The organism is Streptomyces sp. NPDC059828, from assembly GCF_042731955.1.
Classification (GTDB): Bacteria; Actinomycetota; Actinomycetes; order Streptomycetales; family Streptomycetaceae; genus Streptomyces.
Genome location: NZ_JBHWIW010000004.1, coordinates 39,849 through 65,743 on the forward strand (window position 1 = coordinate 39,849; position 25,895 = coordinate 65,743).

Here is a 25,895-nt window from a genome sequence, read left to right on the forward strand (position 1 = left end):
CCCCCGCTCAGCCCGCGCCCGCGTCCGTACCGGCGTCCGTGCCCGCATCGGTACCCGTCGACGTACCGGCATCCGTGCCCGCATCGGTACCCGTCGACGTACCGGCATCCGTGCCCGCGTCCGTACCCGTCGACGTACCCGCGTCCGTGCCCGCGTCCGTACCGGCGTCCGTGCCCGCATCGGTACCGGCGTCGGTACCGGCGTCCGTGCCCGCGTCGGTGCCCGTCGACGTACCCGCGTCCGTGCCCGCGTCCGTACCGGCGTCGGTACCCGTCGACGTGCTCGGGGACTGCTCGGTGGACGGGCTGTGCTGCTCCTTCGGGTCCTCGGGCGTCCAGTCGCCGCCCTGGCTGCCGCCGTTGTCGGAGCTGGACTCCTCGGGCTGCTGCTCTTCCTCCTCGGGATCCACCGGCTCGGGGCTCGACTCCTGCTTCTTCTCAGGGGTCTTGGTGACAGGCGTCGGCTGCTTCTGGTCGTTGGCGGTGTCGTTCGCCCGGTTCAGCGCGAAGGCCACGCCCGCCGTGATGGCGACCAGCGCGAGCGCGACGAACATCAGCACCTTGCCGCGCCCGCCGCCACCGGACTTGCCCTTGCCGCCGCCGTAACCGCCGCTTCCGTAGCCGCCGTTGTAACCGCCGTCGTCCGGATTGCGAGGCGGGAGGAGCGAACCCTGCGGGGTGTCGCCGGAGTTCGGGTGCCCCATCACGGTCGTCGCGGCCATCCCCATCGCCGGGGTGTAGCCGACCTCGTGCATCCCGACCGGGCCGGTGTCCCACGTACCGGTGTGGCTGCCCGACTGCTGGAGCATCTGGAGCCCGTACTGCACCAGACCGCGCATCTCCTCGGCGCTCTGGAACCGGTCGTCCGGATCCTTGGCGAGCGCCCGCATGGCCAGCCCGTCCAGCTCGGGCGGTGCCACGTCCGAGACCTCGGACGGCGGCACCGGCATGTCCTGGACATGCTGGTAGACCACGGAGAGCGGGGTCTCACCGGTGAACGGCGGGCGCAGCGCGAGCAGTTCGTAGAGCAGGCAGCCGGTGGCGTACAGGTCGGAACGGTGGTCGACGGCCTTGCCGAGCGCCTGCTCGGGGGAGAGGTACTGCGGGGTGCCCATGACCATGCCGGTCTGGGTCATCGTGGTCGACGCGCCGTGCAGCGCGCGGGCGATGCCGAAGTCCATCACCTTGACCGCACCGCTGTGGGTGATGATCACGTTGGCGGGCTTGATGTCCCGGTGCACGATGCCGTGCTGGTGCGAGTACGCCAGCGCCTCGAGGACCCCGGACACGATGATCAGCGCCTGCTCGGGCGGCGGCGCCTCCGCGTTGACGAGCAGGTCCCGGATCGTGCGGCCCTCGACCAGCTCCATGACGATGTACGGCACGGACTGGCCGCCCACGACATCCTCGCCGGAGTCGTACACGGCCACGATGGCATGGTGGTTGAGCCCGGCGACGGACTGCGCCTCGCGTGTGAAGCGGGCCTTGGAGACCGGGTCCTCGGCAAGGTCGGCGCGGAGCAGCTTGACGGCGACGGTGCGCCCGAGCCGTACGTCCTCGGCCGAGAACACCTCGGCCATGCCGCCTCTGCCGAGACGGCCGGTGAGCCGGTAGCGGCCATCGCCGACGAGCCCGCCTACAGCGGCATCCGAGACTCCGCCGCTGCTTGCTTCGGGTTCGGGTGCCATCAGTCCTCGCCGTCGTTTCCGTGCCGCCTCGCGCGTCGGCGCGCGCGATGGTCTTCCTTATAGTGCTCAGTACTCTGCCCCGTCACGCTACAGGTTCCGGGAGCCGCCCCGGTCCGGGATCGGCTGGTCGTCAGGTCGTCCGGAACCCCGGCATCGACCCTCCCGCTGTGCGGATACGAGAATCCCCGGGCATCCATTCATGGGATTTCGTGAGTTTCCTGTAACACTCGCCCGGCGCTTCTTGTGCGTACGGTCACGGAACGGGCACCCGGCTTGACGTGTACGTCCCCTGCGGCAGACTTGGCCCGTCATACGGATCACCGCCGCAAACGGACCACCGCCGCCCGGGGCGCTTAGGGGGAAGCACAGGATGAGCAGCCACGACGGGGCGGACGGGACGCGAGGCCGCTACGCGGGCGGTTCGCTGGCCGGCGGCAGGTACCAGCTTCGCGATCTGCTCGGCGAAGGCGGAATGGCGTCCGTCTATCTCGCGTACGACAGCGCGCTCGACCGTCAGGTCGCCATCAAGACCCTGCACACCGAACTCGGCCGTGAGCAGTCCTTCCGTGAGCGCTTCCGCCGGGAGGCCCAGGCCGTCGCCAAGTTGTCGCACACCAACATCGTGTCGGTCTTCGACACCGGCGAGGACGCCGTGGTGTTCGCCGACCCCGCCCAGGGCGACGGCGGAGTGATGCCGTACATGGTGATGGAGTACGTCGAGGGGCAGCCGCTCGGCTCGGCCCTCCAGGCGGACATCCGGCAGCACGGGGCGATGCCCGCGGACAGGGCGCTCAAGGTGACCTCCGATGTGCTGGCGGCGCTGGAGACCAGCCACGAGGTCGGTCTGGTGCACCGGGACATCAAGCCCGGCAACGTGATGCTGACCAAGCGCGGTGTGGTCAAGGTCATGGACTTCGGCATCGCCCGGGCCATGCAGTCGGGTGTCACGTCGATGACACAGACCGGCATGGTCGTCGGCACCCCGCAGTATCTGTCGCCGGAGCAGGCACTCGGGCGCGGAGTGGACGCCCGCAGCGATCTGTACTCCGTCGGCATCATGCTCTTCCAGCTGCTGACGGGTCGGCTGCCGTTCGACGCCGACTCCCCGCTGGCGATCGCCTACGCGCACGTCCAGGAGGAGCCGGTCGCCCCGTCCTCCATCAACCGGTCGCTGACCCAGGCGATGGACGCGCTGGTGGCCCGCGCGCTGAAGAAGAACCCCAACGAGCGCTTTCCCAGCGCCGCCGCGATGCGGGACGAGTGCATGCGGGTGGCGTCCGCGGGGCAGACCGGCGCGCCGGTGATCATCGCGGGCGGTCCGGCCAACAGCGGGTCGGGCGTCGGCTCGGCGGTCTTCCCGCCGCTGGACCAGTCGCACGCGGGCCCGGCCGCGCCGGGCATGCAGCATGTGCAGCAGCCTTACATGCCGCCGACCCCGCTCGGGCCCCATCATCCGCAGCAGGCCCCGGGGACCGTTCCGGCGCCCGGGCCCTACACGCATCCGGTGGCGTCGCCGTCGCACGGGCACACACCGGCGCCCGCGCAGTCGTACGGCTACCCGCAGCAGACTGCGGCACCCGCACCGGCGTACGCACCGCAGACCCCGCCCCCGTCCCCGTACAACACCACCACCGGCACGGGTGGCCGGAGCAGTGGCGGCGGCCGTCGGAACACCCCGGTGATCGTGGGCTCGATCGCGGTCGCCCTGCTGGCGATCGGCGGCCTGCTCGCCGTCATCAACATGGGGGGCGACGACGACCAGGGCTCGGGCGGCACGGACGGCAAGCCGACGAGCTCGACGGTGGCCGATCACAAGGGTCCCGACCTGAGCAGGACCATCGACAAGGAGAAGTGCACCTCTCCGCAAGAGGGCAATGATCCCGAGAAGTTCCAGACCCCCGACTTCAAGTGGAAGAACATCACCTCGGTCAAGGACTGCATCCAGGCCGCCGGCTGGGAGATCACCAAGGAGTCGCCGACGGACGAGAACGTGTACGGCGAGGGCACGATCCTGACGCAGTACCCTCCGGCCGGCACGGAGATCTCCGAGAGCGATGCCAAGTTCACCCTGGAAGTCTCGACGGGCAACCCGGAGTAGCTCCCGGCCTTCGAGCGTTTGGAGCCCGTCGCGTGTGACCGGACACCGCTGCGGGCTCTTTCGTTTGCCTCTACCTGATTCCCTCCTCCACCTCATTTCGTGCGATTTCACCCACTCAGGACGCCTGAGATGCCCGCATTGCTCTCTTATGTGACGCTGAGTCCGATATAGCGACACGGCACGAGAGGGGGCCATGCGATGGCTCCAGAGCCCCGGCTCCGCACGCACCGCGCTCCGGCCGCCGCTGCCCTCGCCGCCCTGGTGCTGGCCCTGCCGGCCACGGCGTATGCCGGTGAACGCGACACGCACACGGCTCACCGCGCCCCGCTCTTCCATCTGCCCACACTCGCACCCAAGCCCACACCCCCGCCCTCACTGGCGGGCCGTGAGGCGGGCGAGGGGCGGCAGCGGCCCGGGCGGCGCGCCTCGCCACCGGCGCACACGGCGTCCATACCGCCATCGCCACAGCCCCCTTCGGCACCCTTCGCCCCGGTGGCACCACCGATATCGCCATCCGTGAAGCGCCCCGCCCCCTTCGCTCCCCTCACACCGGCCACTCCTGCCACGCCCATCCCTTCTGCTGCTTCCCGCCTGCCTGCCGCGCCCGTGACTCCCGTCACATCCACACCTGCCGCGGCCGTCGGTGAGGCCGAGCCCCACGCCGGCCCTCCGGCGCGAGAGCGACGTATCCCCTCGCTGTCACTCGGCACCGGGTTCGCACTGATGGGACTGGGTCTGGGCTACATAGCGCTGCGCCTGCGGCGGCACTGAGCCAGGCGCCGCGGAGCGGACGGCGGGGCAGGGGAGCCCTTCGCAGGGACCACCGTCCCCCGTAGGACCTACCCGTCGTATCCCCCTCAGGTCGGTTGTCGGCGACGACATACTCGGTATACATACTGAGTATGTCGATCCGCCACGGGCTGCTGGCCCTCCTCGACCGGGGCCCCCGCTACGGCTCCCAGCTCCGCACCGAGTTCGAGTCCCGTACGGGTGCCACCTGGCCGCTCAACGTGGGCCAGGTCTATACGACCCTGGGGCGGCTGGAGCGCGACGGGATGGTCGTACAGGACGGGGAGGACGAGGCGGGGCATGTGCTCTACGCCATCTCCGACACCGGACGGGCCGAGCTGCGGTCCTGGTACGAACGTCCCGTCGACCGCAGCAGTCCGGCCAGGGACGAGCTGTCCATCAAGCTCGCCATGGCCGTCGGCACCTCGACGGTCGACATCCGTGAGGTCATCCAGTCCCAGCGCCGCCACACCGTGAAGGCCATGCAGGACTACACGCGCCTCAAGGCGCAGGCACTGGAGACCGAACCCACCGACCGGGCCGACATCGCCTGGCTGCTCGTGCTGGAACAGCTCATCTTCCAGACCGAGGCCGAGGCACGCTGGCTCGATCACTGCGAGGCCCGGCTCATCCGGCTCTCGACGGCGTCGCCACCCCCGGAGCAGGCACCCCCACCCGCCTCTGCTCCCACTCCCGCTCCCGTAGCCGCACGCGCCCAGGGCCGCCTGGGGCGGCGGCGCGGCTGACCTCGGGCGCCGTCCCAGCCCACTGCATCCCGTACGTCCCATGCGGCACCTGTCATCCCCGGCACGTCCCGCGCAGCACATTCGCTCAGCACATCCGCTCACCCGCGTATGCCCCTGCGTACGCCCAAAAGGGGGACCACCGATGTCCAGTCAGTCACACCAGCAACAGCAGCCACAGCAACAGGGGTCCCGGCACCCTGTGCTCCAGCTCCGCCAGCTCACCCGCGTCCACGGCAGCGGCGCCACCGAGGTACACGCCCTGCGCGGTATCGACCTCGACGTCTACCCGGGTGAACTCGTCGCCGTCATGGGCCCGTCAGGCTCGGGCAAGTCCACCCTGCTCACCATCGCCGGTGGTCTGGACTCCCCGACATCCGGCCATGTGATCGTGGAGAACACGGACATCACCACCGCCGACCGCAAGACCCTGGCGGCCCTGCGCCGCCGTAGCATCGGCTACGTCTTCCAGGACTACAACCTCATCCCGGCGCTGACCGCCGCCGAGAACATCTCCCTGCCCCGCGAGCTCGACGGCGTCTCCGCCCGCAAGGCCCGCACCGAGGCACTCGCCGCGCTCGAGGAGATGGGGCTGGCCCACCTGGCCGACCGCTTCCCCGACGAGATGTCCGGCGGCCAGCAGCAGCGGGTCGCGATCGCCCGCGCCCTCGTCGGCGAGCGCCGGCTCGTGCTCGCCGACGAGCCCACCGGCGCCCTGGACTCCGAGACGGGTGAGTCCGTGCTCGCGCTGCTCCGCACCCGCTGCGACGCGGGCGCGGCGGGCATCCTCGTCACCCATGAGCCGCGCTTCGCGGCGTGGGCGGACCGGGTGGTCTTCCTGCGCGACGGTGCCGTGGTCGACCAGACCGTGCGCAGCGACGCGGCCTCCCTGCTGAGCGAGCAGGCGGCCGAGCGGTGAAGCACTTGTACCACTCCTGGCGTGCGGCGATACGCATCGCACGGCGCGACGCCCTGCGTTCCAAGGGACGCAGCTTCCTCGTCCTCGCCATGATCGCGCTGCCCATCATCGGGGTCAGTGCCGCCGATCTGACCCTGCGCAGCGCCGAGCTCTCCACGGAGCAGAGCCTCGAACGCTCGATCGGTGCCGCCGACGCCCGGCTCTCCGGCACCGGCATGGCCGGCGCGCCCATCTACCAGTCCCCCGACGGCACCAACCACGAACCCGTCGAGGACTACGGCGACAAGCCCTATCCCGAGGGCGCCACCGACCTGAAGAAGGCCATCCCCGCAGGGGTGCGGTCCCTGAAGGACTCGACCGGTTCCGCCAAGCTGCGCACCACGCACGGTCTGCTGCACACCGAGGTCCGTGAGCTGAAGGCCGCTGATCCGCTGGCCGCCGGGCTGATGACCCTGCTGAGCGGCCGCTTCCCGCAGGGAGCCGGGGAAGTCGCCGCGACCACGCATTTCCTGGAGTCGAGCGGTCTGAGCGTCGGCTCCAAGATCACGGCGCGCGGTTTCGACCGCGAGTACACGATCACCGGCTCGTACGAGCTGCCCGGAGCGCTGGAGAGCGACCAGGTCATCGCGCTGCCCGGGGCACTGCTCGACCCGCTCGACAAGGCGCTGCTCGCGGACGACCTGCCCGGGGTCAACAAGGACACCAGCTATCTGGTGGGCGTTTCGGGTGGTTTCACGTGGAACATGGTCAAGCAGGCCAATGCCAAGGGCGTCGTGGTCATCTCGCGCTCCGTACAGCTCGACCCGCCCGCCTCCTCGGATGTCCCGCTGTACCAGACGGGCAAGTGGAACAACTACGAGGCAAGCCCCGCGGCCAAGGCCGCCGCCCTGGCCGCGGCCGCCACCGTCGTCGGTCTCGCGATTCTGGAGATCTGCCTGCTGGCCGGTCCCGCCTTCGCCGTGGGCGCCCGGCGCTCGCGCCGGCAGCTCGGACTGGTCGGTGCCAACGGCGGTGATCGCCGCCATATCCGGGCCATCGTCCTCTCGGGCGGTCTGGTGATCGGCGTCGCCGCCGCCGTCGTGGGCACTCTGCTGGGCCTGGCGCTCACCTACGCCCTGCGCCCGCTGCTCGAGGGCTACATCGGCGCCCGCTTCGGCAGCTTCGACATCCGGCCGCTGGAGCTCCTCGGCATCGCCCTGCTCGCCGTGCTCACCGGTCTGCTCGCCGCGATCGTCCCTGCCGTCACCGCGTCCCGGCAGACCGTACTCGCCTCGCTCACCGGACGGCGCGGCATCCGCCGCAGCAGCCGGGTCCTCCCGCTGATCGGTCTGGCGGCCGTGCTCCTGGGCGCCGGGCTCGCCCTGTACGGCTCGCTCCTCAGCGATCAGCCGATCATCGTCGCGGGCGGAAGCGCCATCGCCGAGCTGGGCGTCGTGGCCATGACCCCCGCACTGGTCGGCCTCTTCGGTCGGACCGGCCGCTGGCTGCCCCTGTCCCCGCGGCTCGCGCTGCGTGACGCGGTGCGCAACCGGGGGCGCACGGCGCCCGCCGTGGCCGCGGTGCTGGCTGCCGTCGCGGGGACGGTCGCCGTCACCACGTACCAGGCGAGCAGGGAGGCCCAGAACGAGGCCGCCTATGTGGCCCAGCTGCCCGCAGGGGCGGTCAGCCTCCTCGTGGACGAGCCGGGTGGCCGGGACGTCGCCCAGGCACGCGAGGCCGCCCAGAAGTACCTGCCGGTCGAGGAGCGGGCCGATGTGGACCGGATCACCGTGGGCAAGAAGCAGTGCACGAGGTACTCCGACGCCTCCGGCTGCGGACGCCACGAGATCGTCATACCCAAGGCGAACGAGTGCCCCCTGTGGGCCAACGTGCCAGGCGTCGACGACCCCGCAGCGCGGTTCAGCAAGGCCCAGCGCAGGGAGCTCGCCAAGGACTGGCGCTGCAAGGACGACAGCGGCTACGAGGCGTACATCGGCGACGAGAAGCTGCTCAAGGTCCTCGGTATCAACGATCCGGCAGCCGCGAAGGCCCTCGCGGAAGGCAAGGCCGTCTCGTTCGACAAGCGCAATATCGACACCGCCAAGGGCAACAAGGTCGGCATCCGGCTGGTCACCGAGGCCGAGGACGACAAGGCCCAGGCTGCGAGCAAGGAAGCCGAGGGCACGATCACGCCGTTCCCCGCCTACCAGATGCCCGCGGGCACCAAGTCCTACGGCGTCTCGGTACTCATCCCGCCGTCCGCGGCCAAGTCCGCCGGGCTGATGACCGTGCCGTACGGCGCGTACTACACGACCGACCGTGCGCCGAGCACCGAGCAGAGGCAGAAGCTCGACGCCGAGCTCGACAAGACGGGAGCCGAGGTCAGCCTGCATATCGAGGAAGGCTTTGTCAGCGAGCAGAGCATCGTGCTGCTGGCGCTGACCGTCTTCGCCGGGCTGATCACCATCGGCGCCGCGGGTATCGCCACCGGGCTCGCACAGGCGGACGCGGAAGCGGATCTGAAGACCCTCGCCGCCGTGGGCGCTCCGCCCAGGGTGCGTCGCACCCTCAGCGGTTTCCAGTGCGGTGTGGTCGCGGCGATGGGCGTGGTGCTGGGCACTGCGGCGGGTGTGCTGCCCGCCGTCGGACTGCGGCTGAGCGAACGCCGCGAGGCGGAACGCTGGTACCAGCAGGCACTGGACGAGGGCTGGGGCCGGGTCCAGGACCTGCCGGACGTGCCGATCGTCGTGCCGTGGGCCACCCTCGCGGCGCTGCTGATCGCGGTGCCGGTCGGCGCGGCCGTTCTCGCCGCCCTGGTCACACGCTCCCGGGGAGCTGTGGCCAGGCGGGAGGCGACCTGACGGACAACCTGCGGTAGGCACGTGTGCCCCCGTAGGAGGGTGGATCACCCTCCTACGGGGGCACACCGTCTGATGAGGCAGTTGTGCGAGAGAATGGGCGGCATGGAGATGCCGAGGAATGAACGGTCGCCGGAGACACCTCATGTCCTCATCGTGGGGCAGGACGGGATGTCGCTCGGTGGCGGTCAAGCTGACGACGAGTCGCGCGAGGTCCCCGTGACGGACATGGTCGAACAGCCGGCGAAGGTCATGCGCATCGGCAGCATGATCAAGCAACTACTGGAAGAGGTAAGGGCGGCTCCTCTCGACGAGGCAAGCCGCGTCAGGCTCAAGGAGATCCACCGGGGCTCCGTCAAGGAGCTCGAAGACGGGCTGGCTCCTGAACTGGTCGCAGAACTCGAGCGTCTCTCCCTGCCGTTCACCGATGACGCGGTGCCGTCGGAAGCGGAACTGCGCATCGCGCAGGCTCAGTTGGTCGGCTGGCTGGAGGGGCTCTTCCACGGTATCCAGACGGCGCTGTTCGCCCAGCAGATGGCGGCCCGTGCCCAGCTCGAACAGATGCGCCGCGCGCTTCCGCCCGGTGCTCCCACGGACGATGACGACTCGTCGCACGGCGCGATCCGCTCCGGCCCGTATCTCTGACTCCCTGACTCCCTGACCGTGTTCGCGTCTGCGGCTGCGGCGTACTGCATCGGATGTGACTGACGGCCGGGCTCTGTTTCGCAGCAGAGCCCGGCCGTCGGTCATTTCCGTCCCGGGCCGTCCCGTTCAGCCCTGTTCCGGCATGGTCAGACCTGATCCGGCAGGGTCAGGCCGGTGAGCGTTGGCCGGCCTTGTTCGGCCCTGGTCAGGCCTGGTCAGCTCTTTTGGGCGCTCGGCGCCAACAGCACCACCTTGCCCACATGGGTGCTCTCCTCCAGCGCGCGGTGCGCCTCGGAGGCCTCGGGCATCGGCAGGGTGCGGTCCACCACGGCGCGTACGGTGCCGCCCGCCAGCAGCGGCCAGACATGCTCCCGTACCGCCGCCACGATCGTCGTCTTCTCGTGCATCGGACGCCCACGCAGCGAGGTCGCCATCACGGCGGCACGCTTGCCCAGCAGGGCCCCGAGGTTCAACTCACCCTTCACGCCGCCCTGGAGACCGATCACCGCGAGCCGCCCGTTCACGGCCAGCGCCCGCACATTCCGGTCCAGGTACTTGGCGCCGATGATGTCGAGGATGACATCCGCACCGGCGCCCGCGGTCGCGGCCCTGATCTCCTCCACGAAGTCCTGCTCGCGGTAGTCGATCAGGATGTCCGCGCCCAGCTCCGCGCAGCGGCGCAGCTTCTCCTTGCCCCCCGCGGTCACGGCCACCTTCGCGCCCACCGCCTTCGCGAGCTGGATCGCCATGGTGCCGATTCCGCTGGCCCCGCCGTGCACCAGCAGGGTCTCACCCGGCCGCAGATGGGCCATCATGAAGACGTTCGACCACACTGTGCAGGCCACTTCGGGCAGCGCCGCCGCCGTGATCAGGTCCACGCCTTCGGGCACCGGCAGCAGTTGGCCGATCGGTACGGTCACCTTCTCCGCGTAGCCGCCACCGGACAGCAGCGCGCACACCTCGTCGCCGACGGTCCAGCCGGAGACACCGGGTCCGAGTGCGGCGATCCGCCCCGAGCACTCCAGTCCGGGATACGGGGACACCCCCGGAGGCGGGTCGTAGAAGCCCTGCCGCTGCAGCAGGTCCGCGCGGTTGACTGCGCTCGCGGCAACGTCGACGAGGACCTCGCCCTCGCCCGGCTCGGGATCGGGCACCTCTGCCCAGACCAGAGCCTCGGGACCACCTGGTTCGGGAATCGTGATCGCATGCATGATCGCGAGGCTACTCCGGGGAACCCCGCCCCCTACTCCTTGGCGCCCAGCGCGCGAGCATCCGATACCCGGGCGATCGTGATCAGACGGTCCGTCAACTGCAAGGGGCTGGCCTGGGGATCGTCGTAGCCGAGCAATCGATGCCCGCGCAGCACGCTGATCACCAGATCGTCCGTCTCCCGGACCCCCTTGCCCACCTCGCTCTTGGTCACCGGCCGCTCACCGACATCGAGTCCGCTGCCCTGCTGGATCAGATCCTCCATCACCCTGCCCGCACTGGGGCTCAGCACGGAGAGCCCGAGCAGCCGACCCGCCGCACTGGCACTGGTGATCACCACATCCGCCCCGGACTGACGCAGCAGGGGTGCGTTCTCCTCCTCGCGGACCGTCGCGACGATCCTCGCCCCGCGGTTCAGCTGCCGCGCGGTCAGGGCGACCAGCACAGCGGTGTCGTCCCGTTGGGTGGAGATGACGACTTGGCGCGCCTTGTGGACCTCACCTCGCTGGAGCACATCACTGCGGGTGGCATCACCCACGACCCCGACGAATCCGTCCAGGTTGGCGGCCTCGATGACCTTGGAACTCGGGTCGATCACGACCACCTGCTCCTTCTTCAGACCCGTCGCGCACAGGGTCTGAATGGCCGAACGCCCCTTCGTTCCGAAGCCGATGACGACGGTGTGGTCACGCAAGGTACGCCTCCAGCGATTCAGCCGCCATTCGTCCCGGGTCCGCTCGGTGAGGACCTCAAGCGTGGTGCCGACCAGGATGATCAGAAAAAGCACGCGCAGTGGCGTCACCACCAGCACGTTCACCAGCCGTGCGCTGTTGCTGTACGGGACGATGTCGCCGTAACCGGTGGTGGAGAGGGTGACGGTGGCGTAGTAGACGCAGTCGAGGAAGGTGACCTGCTCATCGGCGTTGTCGTGATAGCCGCCCCGGTCGAGCCAGACGACCAGCACCGTCAGCCCCAGCACTATCAACGCGAGCAGCAGACGCCTGCCCACCTGCCGCAACGGGTGCTCGACCACTCTGTGGGGCATCCTGACCCGCGTCGTGACCAGCTGTTCATCCGCGTGCCGGGCCATCTGGTCCTGGCCGGGAAGTTTCACGTGAAACGCCCCTCAGTCGGCGGCGGCGTGGTTGTCGTCGACTGGGTGGTTGTCGTGGACGGCGTGGACGGCGCATAGACAGGCGACCAGGGAATTTCCAGGAGCTCCAGCTCGTCGCCGGCTTTCGCCCCACCGGGCGGTACGACAGCGAGTCCGTGCGCGGCGGCGATCCCCCGCAGCATGGCCGGACCGTTGTAGCGCAGCGGTACGAGCCGGCCGCCCCGCCGCACCACCGGCGCCAGCCGTGTGTCCTCCGGATGTCCCTGTGCCTCGGCCCCCAGAGTCGCGAACGAGCGTCCCGGAGTGGCGCCTCCCAGGGATACCTCCTGCCCCGACATCTCACGCAGCAGCGGTTCGGCGAGCGTGACCAGACCGGACACGGCGGCCAGCGGGTTCCCGGGCAGGCCCACCAGATACCGACCTGCCGCGAGCCGCGCCAGCAGCATCGGATGACCGGGGCGCACGGCGACACCGTCGACCAGCAGCTCCGCCCGCGCCCTGCGCAGCACAGGGTGGACATGGTCCACGGGTCCCCCGGCCGTCCCGCCCGTGGTGACCAGGAGGTCGGCCTCCGATGCCATCACGGCCTGGTACAGGGCATCGGCATCGTCACGGACCCGGAGCGTGCCGAGGGTCTCCGCGCCCAGCGCCCGCAGCCAGGGGCCGATCATCGGTCCCAGGGCATCGCGGATCAGACCGTCATGGGGCAGCCCCTCGGACAGCAGCTCATCCCCGAGGACCAGCACCTGGACCCGGGGCGGGCGCACGGTGAGCAGCCGGTCGTAACCGGCAGCCGCCGCGAGCCCGAGCACGGCGGGGGTCACCGTCACGCCTTCAGGCAGGAGTTCATCACCGGAGCGGCACTCCTGGCCCCGCGGTCTGATGTCCTGACCATGGGTCACCTGGCTACGGGCGTGCAGATTCCCGCCGGTGTCGGTTCGGGCGTGCTCACTGCGGATCACCGCGGTGGCCCCGTCGGGGACCCGGGCTCCGGTGGCGATCCGCACCGCCCTGCCGTCGCCGAGTGCCCCGGGCCCGCCGTGTCCGGCGAGGATGCCGGGTTCCTCGCCCGCGCGGGCATCCGTGTCCAGGGAACCCGTCTTCCAGGGACCGGGCCCGGAGACGGCCCAGCCGTCCATGGCGGAGGTGTCGAAGGACGGCAGATCGCTGAGAGCTGTGAGCGGTTCGGCGAGCACCTGGCCCAGAGCCTGGGCAAGGGGCACCTGACGGGCTCCGAGGCGGGCGCGCCGCCCCGCCCGCGCGGCGCGGGAGCGGGCCTCGTGCCAGGTCACCGCCAGGTGCCGCGAGCCGGACGAACGTCCTTGCCCGGTGCCGTGCCCCCGCACCAGTGCGAGTGCGTCCTCGACGCCGTCGTCATCCGCGTCATCCGCGTCGACCCCGCCGACCTCGTTCCGCTCGTTCCGCTCGTTCCGCTCGTCGCTGTCATCGGCCTCGTCGGCCTCGGCGCGGGCGGTAGTGCCGGACGAGACGTCTTCCGCAGTCGCGTCCGACTCAGCAACCACACCCGCTTTGCGCGTCTCAATGGTCTCGCGAGCCTCAGTGGCCTCACCAGCGCTACCGGCCTCATGAGCCGCGAGCAGGAGTCCCACGAGGGCGCCCCTACCGGACACGGTTGCCCCCTGCCGTGCGGCGCCCGGAGCGTCGAGTGCGTGATCCCGTGCGGTCATCAGCTACCAGCCTCGCCCTTCTCACCGGCACCGCTGGCTTCGGCAGCCCATCGCTCCGCGAGGGCCGCGGCCTTTCTGGCCGCCTCTGCCACGGCCTCGGGGCCCGCACCACCGGACTTCGCTGCCGCGTAACCAACCAGGAACGTGGTGAGCGGGGCAGCGGGCCGGGCCACGCCGTGCGCGGCGTCCCGTGCGAGATCGAGCAGGACGCCGGTGTCGACATCGAGTTCGATGCCTAGTTCGGCCTTGACCGCGGTGATCCATTCATCAAGCACGTGCCCATGCTCTCTGATACGAGCCCGGGCCGTCGCGATGTCTCCCCAGGTGTCGCAGTCGAAGGAGTCCAGGGGCCCCGCGGAGATCCGCACCAGGTCCAGCTCGTGAGTGAGCAGCCGCAGCGGCAACCCGGCGAGTCGACCGTGCTCCGTGGCGATGAGCGCGAGTTCGCGGCGCAGCGGCTCGGTCCGGTAGGCCGCGACCAGCGGCTGGTCACGGCCCTCGCCATCGGTGAGCAGCGCCGCCTCCCGCCCGCTGCGGTCCAGGGCTTCGACGAGCCGGCGTACGGTCGCATCACCGATGAACGGCAGATCGGCGGCCAGCACCATCACGGTGCCCGCGCTGGTCTGTCGTACCCCGGCGTCCAGCGCGGCGAGCGGACCCCCGCCCGGTGGGGTCTCCCGGACCCATCGCACCGGCCGGACCGTGGCCCGGCGACCGCCGACGACCACGGTCCGCCCGGCGCCACGGCAGGCGGTGAGCACACGGTCGAGCAGTGCCCGACCGCCGATGCTCAGCCCGGGCTTGTCCGCGCCGCCGAGCCGCTCGGCGGCGCCTCCGGCGAGCACGATCGCGTCATAGCCGGGCCCCGTGGTACCCGCCTCATGGCCAGTCACCCCAGCAGTATGAGCCGCGACCACCCCGGCCGGCGAAGGCGGGGCCCGCCCGGGGGCCGCCGCACCCCGAGGGGACCGCTACAAGGTGCGCAGCAGCACCGCCGGACTCTCCACGCAGTCCGCCACGTACCGGAGGAATCCACCGGCCGTCCCACCGTCACACACCCGGTGGTCGAAGGTGAACGAGAGCTGGACGACCTGACGGACCGCGAGCTCGCCCTCATGCACCCAGGGCTTGGGCATGATGCGGCCGACGCCGAGCATCGCCGCTTCCGGGTGGTTGATGATCGGCGTGGAACCGTCGACCCCGAACACCCCGTAGTTGTTCAGCGTGAAAGTCCCGCCCGTGAGGTCGCCCGGTGTGAGGGCACCGCGGCGGGCCGTCTCCGTCAGCCGGGCGAACTCCTCGGTGAGCGACTCGGCCGTGCGACCGTGGGCGTCCCGGACGACGGGCACGACAAGTCCGCGCTCCGTCTGGGCGGCGAAGCCCAGATGCACCTCGGGCAGCCGCACGATCTCCCGCGCGTCCAGGTCCACCGTCGCGTTCAGCTCGGGGTAGCGGGCGAGCGAGGCCGTGCAGATCCTGGCGAACAGCGCAAGCAGCGAGATCTTCGGTCCACCCGCGGCGTTCATCGCCCTGCGGGCCGCCATCAGCTCTGTCGCGTCCGCGTCGACCCAGCAGGTCGCGTCCGGGATCTCCCGGCGGCTGCGGGACAGCTTCTCCGCCACGGCTCCCCGTACCCCGCGCAGCGGTATCCGCTCACCGCGCCCGGTGGTGCGGGGCGCCTGGGCGGGTGCCGCCTCCGGCACGGGGGCCTGCCGGGGCTGCGCCGCCGGGGCGGCGGGCTCGGCGAGTGCGCGTACCGCGTGCTCCACATCGGCCCGGAGGATCAGCCCGTCGGGGCCGGAACCGTGCAGCCGCCGAAGATCGACCCCATGCTCCCTGGCCAGCTTCCGCACCAGCGGCGATATCACCGCCACGGGTCCTTCGTCCTGGGGCACGGCCCGGGCGGCTCCCGGCCGAGCCGCCGCACCGCCGAGCCTGGGGGGCGCAGCGGGGGTGGTGGAACGCTCCTCACCGACGAACTCGTCGGGCGCCGGGCTCTCCACCGCGCTGTCCCAGACCGGCTCCGGAAGCGTGTGTCCACCGCCGGGCTCACCGCCGTGTGTCCCCGCCCCGGCCGACAGCGCCGTGGGCCGGATGCGCTTGCGGCGCGCCGCGGGGGCGCCTGTGCCGTAGCCCACCAGGACGTTGCCGGAGGTCTCGCTCCCGGAGCCGTTGGAGGCGGCAGCACCGGATTCACCAGCCGCTCCCGGAGCGCCGGACTCTCCGGAGGCGCCCGTCCGGTCCGCGCCGACCGCGACGGTCAGCAGCGGCGCCCCGACGGGCAGCTCGGCGCCCTCCTCACCGAAGCGCGCGGTGACCACGCCCGCATAGGGGCACGGCACCTCGACCATCGCCTTGGCCGTCTCGACCTCCACGACCGGCTGGTCGATGGCGACGACATCGCCCACCGCGACCAGCCAGCGCACGATCTCCGCCTCGGTCAGGCCCTCGCCGAGGTCGGGCAGCTTGAATTCCAGCACCTGGGCCATCAGCACTCCGCCTCCCACTGCAACCTGGCTACCGCGTCCAGGATGCGGTCCACTCCCGGCAGATGGTGTCGTTCCAGCATCGGCGGCGGATAGGGAATGTCAAAACCGGCCACCCTCAGCACGGGCGCTTCAAGGTGGTGGAAGCAACGCTCGGTGACCCGGGCCGCTATCTCCGCGCCGGGCCCCGCGAAGCCACTTGACTCGTGGACGACGATCGCACGCCCGGTGCGACGTACGGATGCGCACACCGTCTCGTCGTCGAAGGGCACCAGCGAGCGCAGATCGACGACCTCGAGGTCCCAGCCCTCGGCCTGGGCGGCCTCCGCGGCCTCCATGCAGACCGGCGTGGAGGGGCCGTAGGTGATCAGCGTCGCGCTGCTTCCCCTGCGTCGCACCACCGCGCGCCCGATGGGCTCCACGGCGGTTGGTGCCTCGGGCGACCAGTCCGCCTTCGACCAGTAGAGCCGCTTGGGCTCCAGGAAGACCACGGGGTCGTCGGAGGCGATGGCCGCCCGCAGCAGTCCGTAGGCGTCCTCGACCGTCGCGGGCGTGACGACATGGAGCCCCGGCGTCGCCATGTAGTAGGCCTCGGACGAGTCGCTGTGGTGCTCGACGCCGCCGATGCCGCCCCCGTAGGGGACACGCACCGTGATCGGCATCGGCATGGCGCCCCTGGTGCGGTTGCGCATCCGGGCGACATGGCTGATGAGCTGCTCGAACGCCGGGTAGGCGAAGGCGTCGAACTGCATCTCCACCACAGGCCGCAGCCCGTACATCGCCATGCCGACGGCCGTGCCGAGAATTCCGGCCTCTGCGAGTGGTGTGTCCGTGCAGCGGTCCTCGCCGAACTCCTTGGTGAGACCGTCCGTGACCCGGAAGACACCGCCGAGTGTGCCGACGTCCTCGCCCATGACGTGGACCGTCGGGTCCTCCGCCATCGCGTCGCGCATCGCGCGCTGAAGCGCCTGCGCCATGGTGGCGGGCTTGGACTGCCTGGCCGTTGCCGTGCTCATCGTGCTTCGCCCTCCGCACCGTGCGCCGCGTCTCCGCTCTCCGCATCCAGCTCGGCGCGCAGCTGCGCCGCCTGCTCCCGCAGCTGGGTCGTCTGCTCCGCGAAGACATGCGTGAACAGATCCATCGGGTCCAGCACCGGATCGGCGTTCATCCGCTCCCTCAGCTGCGCGGCCATGGTCTCCGCGGCGTCCCGGGCCGCGTTGGCGGTGTCCTCGTCCAGCAGCCCCCGCGCGGTCAGATCACGCTCCAGCAGCAGGATCGGATCGTGCTCGCGCCAGGCGTCCACCTCGCCGTCGCCCCGGTACCGGGTGGCGTCATCGGCGTTGGTGTGGGCGTCGATGCGGTAGGTGACCGCCTCGACCAAGGTCGGGCCACCGCCGCGCCGTGCTCGTGTCACCGCCTCCGACAGCACCTCGTGCACGGCCACCGCGTCGTTTCCGTCGACCAGCCGGCCCGGCATGCCGTAGCCGACGGCCTTGTGCGCGAGCGAAGGCGCGGCGGTCTGCTTGGCGAGCGGCACGGAGATCGCGAAACCGTTGTTCTGCACGAGGAAGACCACCGGCGCCTGCCACACGGCGGCGAAGTTCAGCGCCTCATGGAAGTCGCCCTCGCTGGTGCCGCCGTCGCCGACCATGGCGAGCGCCACGACGTCGTCGCCCTTGAGGCGCGCCGCATGGGCCAGGCCCACGGCGTGCGGCAGCTGGGTGGCCAGCGGGGTGCACAGCGGCGCTATGCGGCGCTCCCGCGGGTCGTAGCCGGTGTGCCAGTCGCCGCGCAGCAGCGTCAGGGCTTCGACGGGGTCGAGCCCACGGGCGACGGCCGCGAGGGTGTCGCGGTAGCTGGGGAAGAGCCAGTCGCGCTCCTCGAGGGCCAGCGCCGCGGCGACCTCGCAGGCCTCCTGGCCGGTGCTCGACGGGTAGACGGCGAGCCTGCCCTGCTTGGTCAGCGCGGTCGCCTGCACGTTGTACCTGCGACCGCGCACCAGCTCGGCGTACAGCCGCAGCAGCAGCTGCGGGTCGGCTCCGTCCACCGCGTCCGTACCGAGCACCCGGTACGGCTCGGTGTCCGGGAGCAGCGGCGCGGGGTCGGTACGCGGCCGCCACTCCGGGGGCGGAGTGGGTCGGTAGGCGGCACCCGGCCGCTCCTGGACCGTCATGCTGCTTTTCTTCAACGCGAGCACCTCCTCGTGGGAGCGGGCATAAGCACCCGAGAAGAGGCGCGGAGTGTGTGAGGCGCCTCACCTACCGATTGTTCGGTCGTGGGCGCATTTTGGCTACAGGCACCTTCAGCCTGTGGACAAACGGTTCTCCACAGCCTGGGATAGAAGCAGGTCGTCCACGGCAGAGAGGCGGGGGGACATGACAGCTGAACAAATGGCTGACGACGAGGACCGCACGGTTTACGAGGCAGTGCCCGGAGCCGCGCAGGGCCCGCCGCCCCGCCCCCTCGACGCGATCGACCGGGACATCCTCCGCATCCTCCAGACGGACGGCCGGGCGTCCATCCGCTCCGTGGCCGAGCGCGTGCATGTGTCGCGGGCCAATGCGTACGCCCGCATCAACCGGCTCATCGAGGACGGGGTGATCCGCGGCTTCAGCGCCCGCGTGAACCACGAGCGCGCCGGACACGGCGCGTCCGCCTACATCACGCTCAAGATCGTGCAGAACTCCTGGCGCACGGTCCGCGAACAGCTCCAGGAGCTGCCGGGAGCCGCGCACATAGCGCTGGTCAGCGGAGATTTCGACGTGCTCTTGCTGGTCCACACACCGGATAACCGCACCCTGCGCGAGCTGGTCCTCACCAAGCTCCAGTCGATCCCCGAGGTGCTCTCCACCCGCACCCTGCTGGTCTTCGAGGAGACCGACCTGGACCCGGACCGCTCACGGCAGTAGACGACGGCCTAGTCCCCGGCGTCTGCGGCCCGAAGCCCGTCGAAAGCGAGCCGTACGACGGCGTCGGCCACCTGCTCCCGGTCGTAGCCGGTGCCGGCCTGCGGCCGGTACCACTCCACCAGGGAGTTGACCATGCCGAAGAGCAACCGGGTGGCCAGCCGCATGTCCATGTCGGCCCGCAGGTCACCCTCTGCCGCCGCGGCCTTGAGGAGATCGGCCACCCTGTGGTCGAACTCCCGGCGCCGCTCCATGGCCCAGCGCTCGGTCTTGGTGTTGCCCCGCACCCGCAGCAGCAGGGTCACGTAGGGCAGCTCGGCCATCAGCACTTCCACGGTGCGCCGGGTCACGTACTCGACCCGCTCGATGGCCCGGCCGCTCACCGCCCCCGGCTCGCCCAGGATCCCGAAGAGCCCGTCGAGCGCCCGGCTCACCGCACGGCGCAGCAGCTCCTCCTTGCCCGCGACGTGGTGGTATATCGAGGACTTGGAGATCCCGGCGGCCTTGGAGAGGTGCTCCATGGAGGTGCCGTCGTAGCCGCGCTCGTTGAAGACGCTGACGGCGACGGACAGCAGGGTCTCCGGGGTGTAGGTGTCCCGTCTTGCGGTGGTCATCAGCTCTCCCCGTTCTCCCCGTGCTCCCCATTCTCGCCGCTGTCCGCGAACCGCCGGCGGAGCGTCCCGGGGGACGGAGCGTAGCGGCCGGTGGGATACCGGGCGTGCAGTGTGCCGAGAAGGTCGCAGATCCGCCGGAATCCGACCTCGGCGCCCCACTCCAGGGGGCCTGCGGGGTAGTTCACCCCGAGGCGCATCGCGATGTCGACGTCTTCGGCCGACGCGACGCCCCTGGCGACCGCGTCCGCGGCGACATCCGCCAGCATCGCGACCGTACGGGCCACGATCATGCCCGGTACGTCACCGATCACGGACACCTTCTTGCCGGCCGCCTGGAACAGGCCGATCGCTTCCTGGAGGCTGCCGTCAGAGACCGTCTCCGCAGCGGCCGACAGTGCGACACGGGTCGCCCGCGCGTAGTCGAGCGCCAGATCGAAGTAGATGACCTCCTGCTCGTCGTACTCGAGCGAGGTCTCGCCGTCCGCGAGGCACAGCAGCGCGCCGCCCGGCAGCGTGATGCACCCGTCTCCCGGTTCGCGCCGGACGGTGATCCCGGCGTTCTCGAAAAGCCCGACGAGCGGCTCCGCGGGCCCGAGGTCATTCCCGGCGGTGACCTCCCCGGGCGCCTCGGCGGGAGGCGCCGTGTGCGGCTCCGGCAGGGCGGCGCCCTCCGCGTACGGGAACCAGCCCTGGCCCGTCTTGCGGCCGAGCCTGCCCGACTCGACCAACCGCCGCTGGGCGAGCGACGGAGTGAACTTCGGGTCCTGGTAGAAGGACTCCCAGACCGAGCGGGTCACGGCCTCGTTCACGTCCTGGCCGATCAGATCGGTGAGTTCGAAGGGCCCCATCCGGAAACCGCCCGACTCCCTCAGAACGGCGTCGATCGTCGCGGGGTCCGCGCCGCGCTCCTCGTGTATCCGCAGCGCCTCCGCGTAGAAGGGGCGCGCCACGCGGTTGACGATGAAACCGGGGGTGTCGGCGCAGCGGACCGGGGTCTTGCCCCAGGCCTTCGCCGTCGCGTACGCGCGCACGGCGGCCTGCTCCTCGGTGGCGAAGCCGCTGACGACCTCGACGAGGGGGAGCAGGGGGGCGGGGTTGAAGAAGTGCAGTCCGACGAAGCGGCCGGGCACCCGGAGCGCGCCGGCGATCGCCGTGACGGAGAGGGACGAGGTGTTGGTGGCGAGGAGGCAGTCGTCGGCGACGATCTTCTCCAGCGCGGTGAACAGCTCCTGCTTGGCGTCGAGCCGTTCGAGCACCGCCTCGACGACGAGCGCGGCGTCGGCGAGTTCATCGAGGCTGGCGGCCGGGTGCAGCCGCTCGCATGCCGCGTCCCGTGCCGCCGGATCCAGACGGCCCTTGGCGACCAGCCGGTCAAGACGTGCGGCGATCGCGTCCGACGCCTCCTGCGCCCGCCCTGGCAGGACGTCGTAGAGGCGGACGGGGTGTCCCGCGACCAGCGCGACCTGGGCGATTCCCTGGCCCATGGTCCCGGTGCCCACGACGACGACGGTGCGGTCGGGCCCGACGGCGGCGTTTTCGCCGGTGGCAGCGGTCTCGGTGGCGGTCATGGCTGTGATCCTCCCCTACGAGTTGTCCACAGGTTCTGCGGACCCTCTTGTACCGACCGATCGTTCGGTTACTCTAACTCTGTCCGTCTTTCCCTGCCCAGCTCGACGAGGAGTTGGTCTTTCCATGCAGCTGACCGAGACCCACCGGCCGACGCTCGACCAGGCTCTCGAGGTGATCCGCTCCCGGGCGTACTGGTCGCCTCACCCGGAGCACCCCAAGGCCTACGGCGAGACCGGTGCGGCCGATGGCCTCGCGGCCTACCAGGCCCTGCTGGGCCACCGCTTCGAGCTGGACCAGCCCGGCACCGACGGCTGGACGGGCGGCGAGACCTCGCCCTACGGCCCCGAGCTGGGCATCGAGTACCCGCACGCCGACATCGATGTGCTGCTGCCGGCGATGCGCGCGGGCATGGCAGCCTGGCGCGAGGCCGGGCCCGAGACCCGCGCCCTGGTCTGCCTGGAGATCCTGTCCAGGATCAGCGCCCGCACCCACGAGTTCGCCCACGCGGTGATGCACACCAGCGGCCAGGCGTTCATGATGGCGTTCCAGGCGGGCGGCCCGCACGCCCAGGACCGCGGCCTCGAGGCGGTGGCGTATGCCTATGAGGAGCAGCTGCGCACCCCCGTCGCAGCGGACTGGTCCAAACCGCAGGGCAAGCGTGACCCGCTGGAGCTTCGGAAGTCGTTCACCGCGGCCCCGCGCGGTATCTCGCTGCTGATCGGCTGCAACACCTTCCCGACGTGGAACGGCTTCCCGGGCCTGTTCGCCTCCCTGGCCACGGGCAACCCCGTGCTGGTGAAGCCGCACCCCCGTGCCGTTCTCCCGCTGGCCCTCACCGTGCGGATCGCCCGCGAGGTGCTCGGCGAGGCGGGATTCGATCCGAACCTCGTCGCGCTGGCCGCCGAGCGTCCGGGCGAGGGCATCGCGAAGACCCTGGCCGTCCGGCCCGAGATCAAGATCATTGACTACACGGGCTCCACCGAGTTCGGTGACTGGCTGGAGGCCCACGCGCGCCAGGCCCAGGTCTACACCGAGAAGGCCGGGGTCAACTCCGTCGTCATCCACTCCACCGACGACTACAAGGGCATGCTCTCCAACCTGGCCTTCTCGCTGTCCCTCTACAGCGGCCAGATGTGCACCACCCCGCAGAACCTGCTGATTCCGCGTGACGGCATCGCGACGGACGCGGGCGACAAGACCTATGACGAGGTGGTCGCCGACCTCGGCGCCGCCGTGTCCGGTCTCCTCGGCGACGACGCCCGGGCGAACGCGCTGCTGGGCGCTCTGGTCAATCCCGATGTGAAGACCCGGCTGGAGGCGGCGGCCGGTCTGGGCGAGGTGGCTCTGGCCTCGCGCGCCGTCACCAACCCCGAGTTCCCGGACGCCGTGGTGCGTACCCCGGTGATCGTGAAGCTGGACGGCGCCAAGCCCGACGACGAGGCCGCCTACATGTCGGAGTGCTTCGGCCCGGTGGCGTTCGCCGTGGCGGTGGACTCGACCGCGGACGCGGTGGACCTGCTGCGCCGCACGGTGCGCGAGAAGGGCGCGATGACGGTCGGGGCGTACACGACCTCCGCCGACGCCGAGCGCGCGATCGAGGACGTCTGCCTGGAGGAGTCGGCTCAGCTCTCGCTGAACCTCACCGGTGGCGTGTATGTGAACCAGACCGCGGCGTTCTCCGACTTCCACGGCTCGGGTGGCAACCCCGCGGCGAACGCGGCGCTGTGCGACGGCGCTTTCGTCTCCAACCGCTTCCGGGTGGTGGAGGTACGCCGCCAGGCCTGACGACGGGCCACCCCGCCCGGTCCGTGTCCCGCGCTGGTGCGCGGGGCCGGGCCGGGTGCCCGTGACCGGTACCGGCACGCGCCGGGCTCAGGCGTCCAGGTCCCCGGAGATCTGCGCGTATCGCTGGATCCAGGCGTGCATCGCGATCGCCGCAGCCGCTCCCGCGTTGATCGAGCGGGTCGAACCGAACTGGGCGATGGAACAGACCATCGCGGAGTGTCTGCGGGCCTCCTCGGTCAGCCCGGGGCCCTCCTGGCCGAAGAGCAGCACACAGCGCCGGGGCAGCTCGGTACGTTCCAGTGGCACCGCGCCCGGCAGATTGTCGATCCCGATGATCGGCAGGTCCTCCGCCGCCGCCCAGGCGGTCAGCGACTCCGTGTCGCTGTGGTGGCGCACATGCTGGTAGCGGTCGGTGACCATCGCACCGCGCCGGTTCCAGCGGCGCCGGCCGACGATATGGATCTCCTTCGCCAGGAAGGCGTTGGCGGTCCGCACCACAGAGCCGATGTTGAAGTCATGGCCCCAGTTCTCCACGGCCACGTGGAAGTCATGGCGCCGGGTGTCCAGGTCGGCGACGATCGCCTCCCGCGTCCAGTACCGGTAGCGGTCGACGACATTGCGGCGGTCACCGTGGGCGAGCAGCTCCGGGTCGTAGGGCCCGTCCTCCGGCCAGGGGCGCGGATGAGGGCCGACACCGACCTCGATGCCGTAGCCGTCGTCGTACTGAACCGGTTCCTGGGTCTCGCTACTCACCCGACGAGGGTACGTGCGGGCTGCTCATCGGGCGCACCACGCTGCTCGGGCACCCGTGCTCCGCTGCGGCGCAGCAGCCGGTCCCGGCCCAGTGCGGCCCGGCCTCCGAGCCAGAGCAGGAACGCCGTCGGCAGGAACACCGCGTCGGCCGCGATCATCGCGAGCGAGAAGAACGGCAGCCCGAGCAGTACGGCGATCCCCGCGTGCTCCAGCATCATCGCCACCAGCAGGACGTTCTTGACCGTGCGGTTGAAGAGCGTGAAGGGGAAGGCCACCTGGACGACGACCGTGGCGTAGGTCAGCAGCATCACCATCACCCCGCTGCCGGCGAGGATGTCGGAGAGCGCGGGCCACGGAGTGAAGTAGTCCAGCTTGAGCGGGTAGTACAGGGCGCTGCCGTCCTGCCAGCGGGACCCCTGGATCTTGTACCAGCCCGCGGTGGCGTAGATCAGACAGACTTCGGCCATGATCACGCCGAGCGCGGCGTTGTGAGCGAGGTTGGCGAGCACGTCCAGCAGGGTGCGCAGCTCGCTTCCCGGCGCCTTCCGGTTCACCGCCCACCATGCGCCCTGGGAGAGCCACAGCACCCACAGGAGGGCAGGCAGCCACCACTCACCGCCGACCCGGTCGATCAGCGTTCCCACGACCAGCGCCGCACCGAGCAGCAGCCACAGCGCCGGGCCCACCGCTGCGCCCGCCCGCCCCGGCCTGTCCTCTGCGGCGGCCCTCCGGGCACGCAGGGCATCGAGGGACCACACCTGGGCGCAGCGGGTGAGGACGAGGTAGATCGCCATGAGGTGGATGACGTTGTCCCCGCCGTCCCCCATGAAGATGGAGCGGTTCTGCAGCGACAGCACGCCGATCATGAAGACCACGGACATGGCGCGGGTACGCCAGCCGAGCAGCATCAGCGCACTGGAAAGCACGGCGACCGCGTAGACGGCCTCGAACCAGAGCCCGCTGTCGGACCACATCAGCACGGTGAAGGCGTGGTTGTCCGTGATCAGCTGCCGGGCCATGTCCCAGCCCCACGGGCCCTCGGGGCCGTACAGCTCGTGGCGCTGCGGGTACTCCCAGAGCAGGAACACCAGCCAGGTGAGGGAGAAGCCGATGCGGACGACCGCCGTCTGGTACGGCCCGAGTGCGGTCGCCGTCACACGCTGGATGGCGGCGGCCAGCCGTCGCCCGGGTATTCCGTTCCCCTGCCCCCCAAGGACTTCGGGCTCCTCATGAGCTCCACGCGCCTGGGTCACTTGGCCGCCTCCGTGTCATCCGCGCCGCCCTTGGCCTCATTGCGCGCGTCAAGGGCGAGGTCCGCCTCGGTGACCTTCCACCAGGGGAGCGCCCGGTAGTACGCCCGGGTGTCGGCCTTCTCCTTGCTCCACAGCGGGGCCTCCACAGAGCTGGTCGCGGACCGGACCTGGATGCGCTCGATCCGCCCGTCGAGGTCGCGCCGCTCGAGGCGCAGCATCACTATGCGGCGGACATAACGCTCGGAGAGCTGACCGCGCAAGCCGTTCGGCCGGTTGTCGTCGGTGTGGGAGTTGACGTAGAAGTCCCAGCCGCGGCGGAGCTCGTTCTGGTCGGCGTGGCTCGGAAGGAGATTGCCGCGGATCGCCTCACCGTCCTCGGCGGAGAGGTCGATCCATTCCGTCGTCTCGCGATCGCCCCGGGCGTCCACGACCTCGGCACGCACCTGGACCGCGATGTTCTGCTGGAGCGGATTGGGGGCGAAGAGCTTCCAGTTCTGCTCGAACTCGGGGTAGACCCAGGCGTCGACCGTCTCGCCGTGCTGCTTCGTCAGGGTGTTCGAGGGTGCGACATGGAGGAACACCATGCCCAGGTGGACGCAGGCGAGGGCGCCGACGACGGCAAGGGCCACCGCTGCCACCACTTGGTAGGGGAGGGAGAGGCCGGCTATGCCGCCCGGGGCGCCCCCCTCGTCCGGAGGCGCGTCGGACTCGCGCCTCGCGCCGTCGTTGCCGTACGAGTCCATCCCGCCCCGACTCCCATGGGTCTCTTCGGTCCACCGCGGTTATCCACAGGGTTGACA

General features: G+C 70.7%; 21 protein-coding genes. 8 read left to right on the forward strand and 13 right to left on the reverse strand.

Going from position 1 to position 25,895, the window contains the following annotated elements; genetic code table 11:
• Positions 1 to 7: 7 nt before the first annotated feature.
• The gene (locus ACFV6V_RS03490; protein ID WP_385558452.1) at positions 8 to 1,687 is read right to left on the reverse strand and encodes a protein kinase; all 1,680 of its coding nucleotides are present in this window, start codon (positions 1,685 to 1,687) and stop codon (positions 8 to 10) included.
• Between the two features lie 370 nt (positions 1,688 to 2,057).
• On the opposite strand from ACFV6V_RS03490, the gene ACFV6V_RS03495 reads away from it, so the two are divergent.
• The 6 genes from ACFV6V_RS03495 (at position 2,058) to ACFV6V_RS03520 (ending at position 9,718) form a co-directional block, all read left to right on the forward strand.
• Positions 2,058 to 3,785 carry a protein kinase gene (locus ACFV6V_RS03495; RefSeq protein WP_385558456.1) on the forward strand — a complete coding sequence of 576 codons (1,728 nt, stop codon included), beginning with the start codon at positions 2,058 to 2,060 and terminating at the stop codon, positions 3,783 to 3,785.
• A 198-nt stretch (positions 3,786 to 3,983) separates the two neighbouring features.
• A complete protein-coding gene (locus ACFV6V_RS03500) occupies positions 3,984 to 4,556 on the forward strand; it encodes a hypothetical protein (protein WP_385558459.1) in 573 nt (190 codons plus the stop codon).
• Positions 4,557 to 4,687: 131 nt separating this feature from the next.
• Positions 4,688 to 5,320 (forward strand): PadR family transcriptional regulator, encoded by a 633-nt coding sequence (locus ACFV6V_RS03505; RefSeq protein ID WP_385558462.1) that lies wholly within the window; start codon positions 4,688 to 4,690, stop codon positions 5,318 to 5,320.
• A gap of 142 nt (positions 5,321 to 5,462) precedes the next feature.
• On the forward strand, positions 5,463 to 6,236 hold the full coding sequence (locus tag ACFV6V_RS03510) for an ABC transporter ATP-binding protein (protein WP_385558465.1): 774 nt from the start codon (positions 5,463 to 5,465) through the stop codon (positions 6,234 to 6,236).
• Entirely contained in the window at positions 6,233 to 9,076 is a 2,844-nt protein-coding gene (locus ACFV6V_RS03515) for an FtsX-like permease family protein (protein WP_385558468.1), read from the forward strand. The genes ACFV6V_RS03510 and ACFV6V_RS03515 overlap by 4 nt, the downstream gene beginning before the upstream one ends.
• A 102-nt stretch (positions 9,077 to 9,178) precedes the next feature.
• Positions 9,179 to 9,718, forward strand: coding sequence for a bacterial proteasome activator family protein (locus ACFV6V_RS03520; RefSeq protein WP_361284156.1), 540 nt, complete (start codon positions 9,179 to 9,181; stop codon positions 9,716 to 9,718).
• Between the two features lie 215 nt (positions 9,719 to 9,933).
• Here the strand turns inward: ACFV6V_RS03520 and ACFV6V_RS03525 are convergent, their stop codons facing one another.
• The 7 genes from ACFV6V_RS03525 to pdhA all read right to left on the reverse strand — a co-directional run bounded on the left by ACFV6V_RS03525 (position 9,934) and on the right by pdhA (position 18,388).
• Entirely contained in the window at positions 9,934 to 10,929 is a 996-nt protein-coding gene (locus ACFV6V_RS03525; RefSeq protein ID WP_385558471.1) for an NAD(P)H-quinone oxidoreductase, read from the reverse strand.
• Positions 10,930 to 10,961: 32 nt separating this feature from the next.
• Entirely contained in the window at positions 10,962 to 12,017 is a 1,056-nt protein-coding gene (locus ACFV6V_RS03530; protein ID WP_385558872.1) for a potassium channel family protein, read from the reverse strand.
• Between the two features lie 20 nt (positions 12,018 to 12,037).
• Positions 12,038 to 13,729, reverse strand: a complete 1,692-nt coding sequence (locus ACFV6V_RS03535) for a molybdopterin molybdotransferase MoeA (RefSeq protein WP_385558474.1) — start codon at positions 13,727 to 13,729, stop codon at positions 12,038 to 12,040.
• Positions 13,729 to 14,622: an NTP transferase domain-containing protein gene (locus ACFV6V_RS03540; protein WP_385558477.1), complete on the reverse strand. Its 894-nt coding sequence runs from the start codon at positions 14,620 to 14,622 to the stop codon at positions 13,729 to 13,731. The genes ACFV6V_RS03535 and ACFV6V_RS03540 overlap by 1 nt, the downstream gene beginning before the upstream one ends.
• 78 nt (positions 14,623 to 14,700) lie before the next feature.
• Complete coding sequence (locus ACFV6V_RS03545) at positions 14,701 to 16,218, reverse strand: dihydrolipoamide acetyltransferase family protein (protein WP_385558480.1); 1,518 nt, start codon at positions 16,216 to 16,218, stop codon at positions 14,701 to 14,703.
• On the reverse strand, positions 16,218 to 17,231 hold the full coding sequence (locus tag ACFV6V_RS03550; protein WP_385558483.1) for an alpha-ketoacid dehydrogenase subunit beta: 1,014 nt from the start codon (positions 17,229 to 17,231) through the stop codon (positions 16,218 to 16,220). The genes ACFV6V_RS03545 and ACFV6V_RS03550 overlap by 1 nt, the downstream gene beginning before the upstream one ends.
• Positions 17,228 to 18,388 carry a pyruvate dehydrogenase (acetyl-transferring) E1 component subunit alpha gene (gene pdhA / locus ACFV6V_RS03555; RefSeq protein WP_385558874.1) on the reverse strand — a complete coding sequence of 387 codons (1,161 nt, stop codon included), beginning with the start codon at positions 18,386 to 18,388 and terminating at the stop codon, positions 17,228 to 17,230. The genes ACFV6V_RS03550 and pdhA overlap by 4 nt, the downstream gene beginning before the upstream one ends.
• A gap of 217 nt (positions 18,389 to 18,605) precedes the next feature.
• Between pdhA and ACFV6V_RS03560 the strand changes: the two genes are divergently transcribed.
• Complete coding sequence (locus ACFV6V_RS03560) at positions 18,606 to 19,124, forward strand: Lrp/AsnC family transcriptional regulator (protein WP_385558877.1); 519 nt, start codon at positions 18,606 to 18,608, stop codon at positions 19,122 to 19,124.
• Positions 19,125 to 19,132: 8 nt separating this feature from the next.
• On the opposite strand, the gene ACFV6V_RS03565 is transcribed toward ACFV6V_RS03560, so the two are convergent.
• Both ACFV6V_RS03565 and ACFV6V_RS03570 read right to left on the reverse strand, forming a co-directional pair.
• Complete coding sequence (locus ACFV6V_RS03565; protein ID WP_385558486.1) at positions 19,133 to 19,735, reverse strand: TetR/AcrR family transcriptional regulator; 603 nt, start codon at positions 19,733 to 19,735, stop codon at positions 19,133 to 19,135.
• A complete protein-coding gene (locus ACFV6V_RS03570) occupies positions 19,735 to 21,303 on the reverse strand; it encodes a 3-hydroxyacyl-CoA dehydrogenase (protein WP_385558488.1) in 1,569 nt (522 codons plus the stop codon). The genes ACFV6V_RS03565 and ACFV6V_RS03570 overlap by 1 nt, the downstream gene beginning before the upstream one ends.
• Before the next feature lie 124 nt (positions 21,304 to 21,427).
• Between ACFV6V_RS03570 and paaN the strand changes: the two genes are divergently transcribed.
• Positions 21,428 to 23,089, forward strand: a complete 1,662-nt coding sequence (gene paaN / locus ACFV6V_RS03575) for a phenylacetic acid degradation protein PaaN (protein WP_385558490.1) — start codon at positions 21,428 to 21,430, stop codon at positions 23,087 to 23,089.
• 87 nt (positions 23,090 to 23,176) lie between these two features.
• Here the strand turns inward: paaN and ACFV6V_RS03580 are convergent, their stop codons facing one another.
• From ACFV6V_RS03580 to ACFV6V_RS03590, 3 genes are read right to left on the reverse strand one after another with little or no spacing between them, the layout of a single operon-like run.
• A complete protein-coding gene (locus tag ACFV6V_RS03580) occupies positions 23,177 to 23,842 on the reverse strand; it encodes a TrmH family RNA methyltransferase (RefSeq protein ID WP_385558493.1) in 666 nt (221 codons plus the stop codon).
• On the reverse strand, positions 23,839 to 25,035 hold the full coding sequence (locus ACFV6V_RS03585; RefSeq protein WP_385558879.1) for an HTTM domain-containing protein: 1,197 nt from the start codon (positions 25,033 to 25,035) through the stop codon (positions 23,839 to 23,841). The genes ACFV6V_RS03580 and ACFV6V_RS03585 overlap by 4 nt, the downstream gene beginning before the upstream one ends.
• 56 nt (positions 25,036 to 25,091) lie before the next feature.
• Positions 25,092 to 25,838, reverse strand: coding sequence for a DUF5819 family protein (locus ACFV6V_RS03590; RefSeq protein ID WP_385558496.1), 747 nt, complete (start codon positions 25,836 to 25,838; stop codon positions 25,092 to 25,094).
• Positions 25,839 to 25,895: the final 57 nt, after the last annotated feature.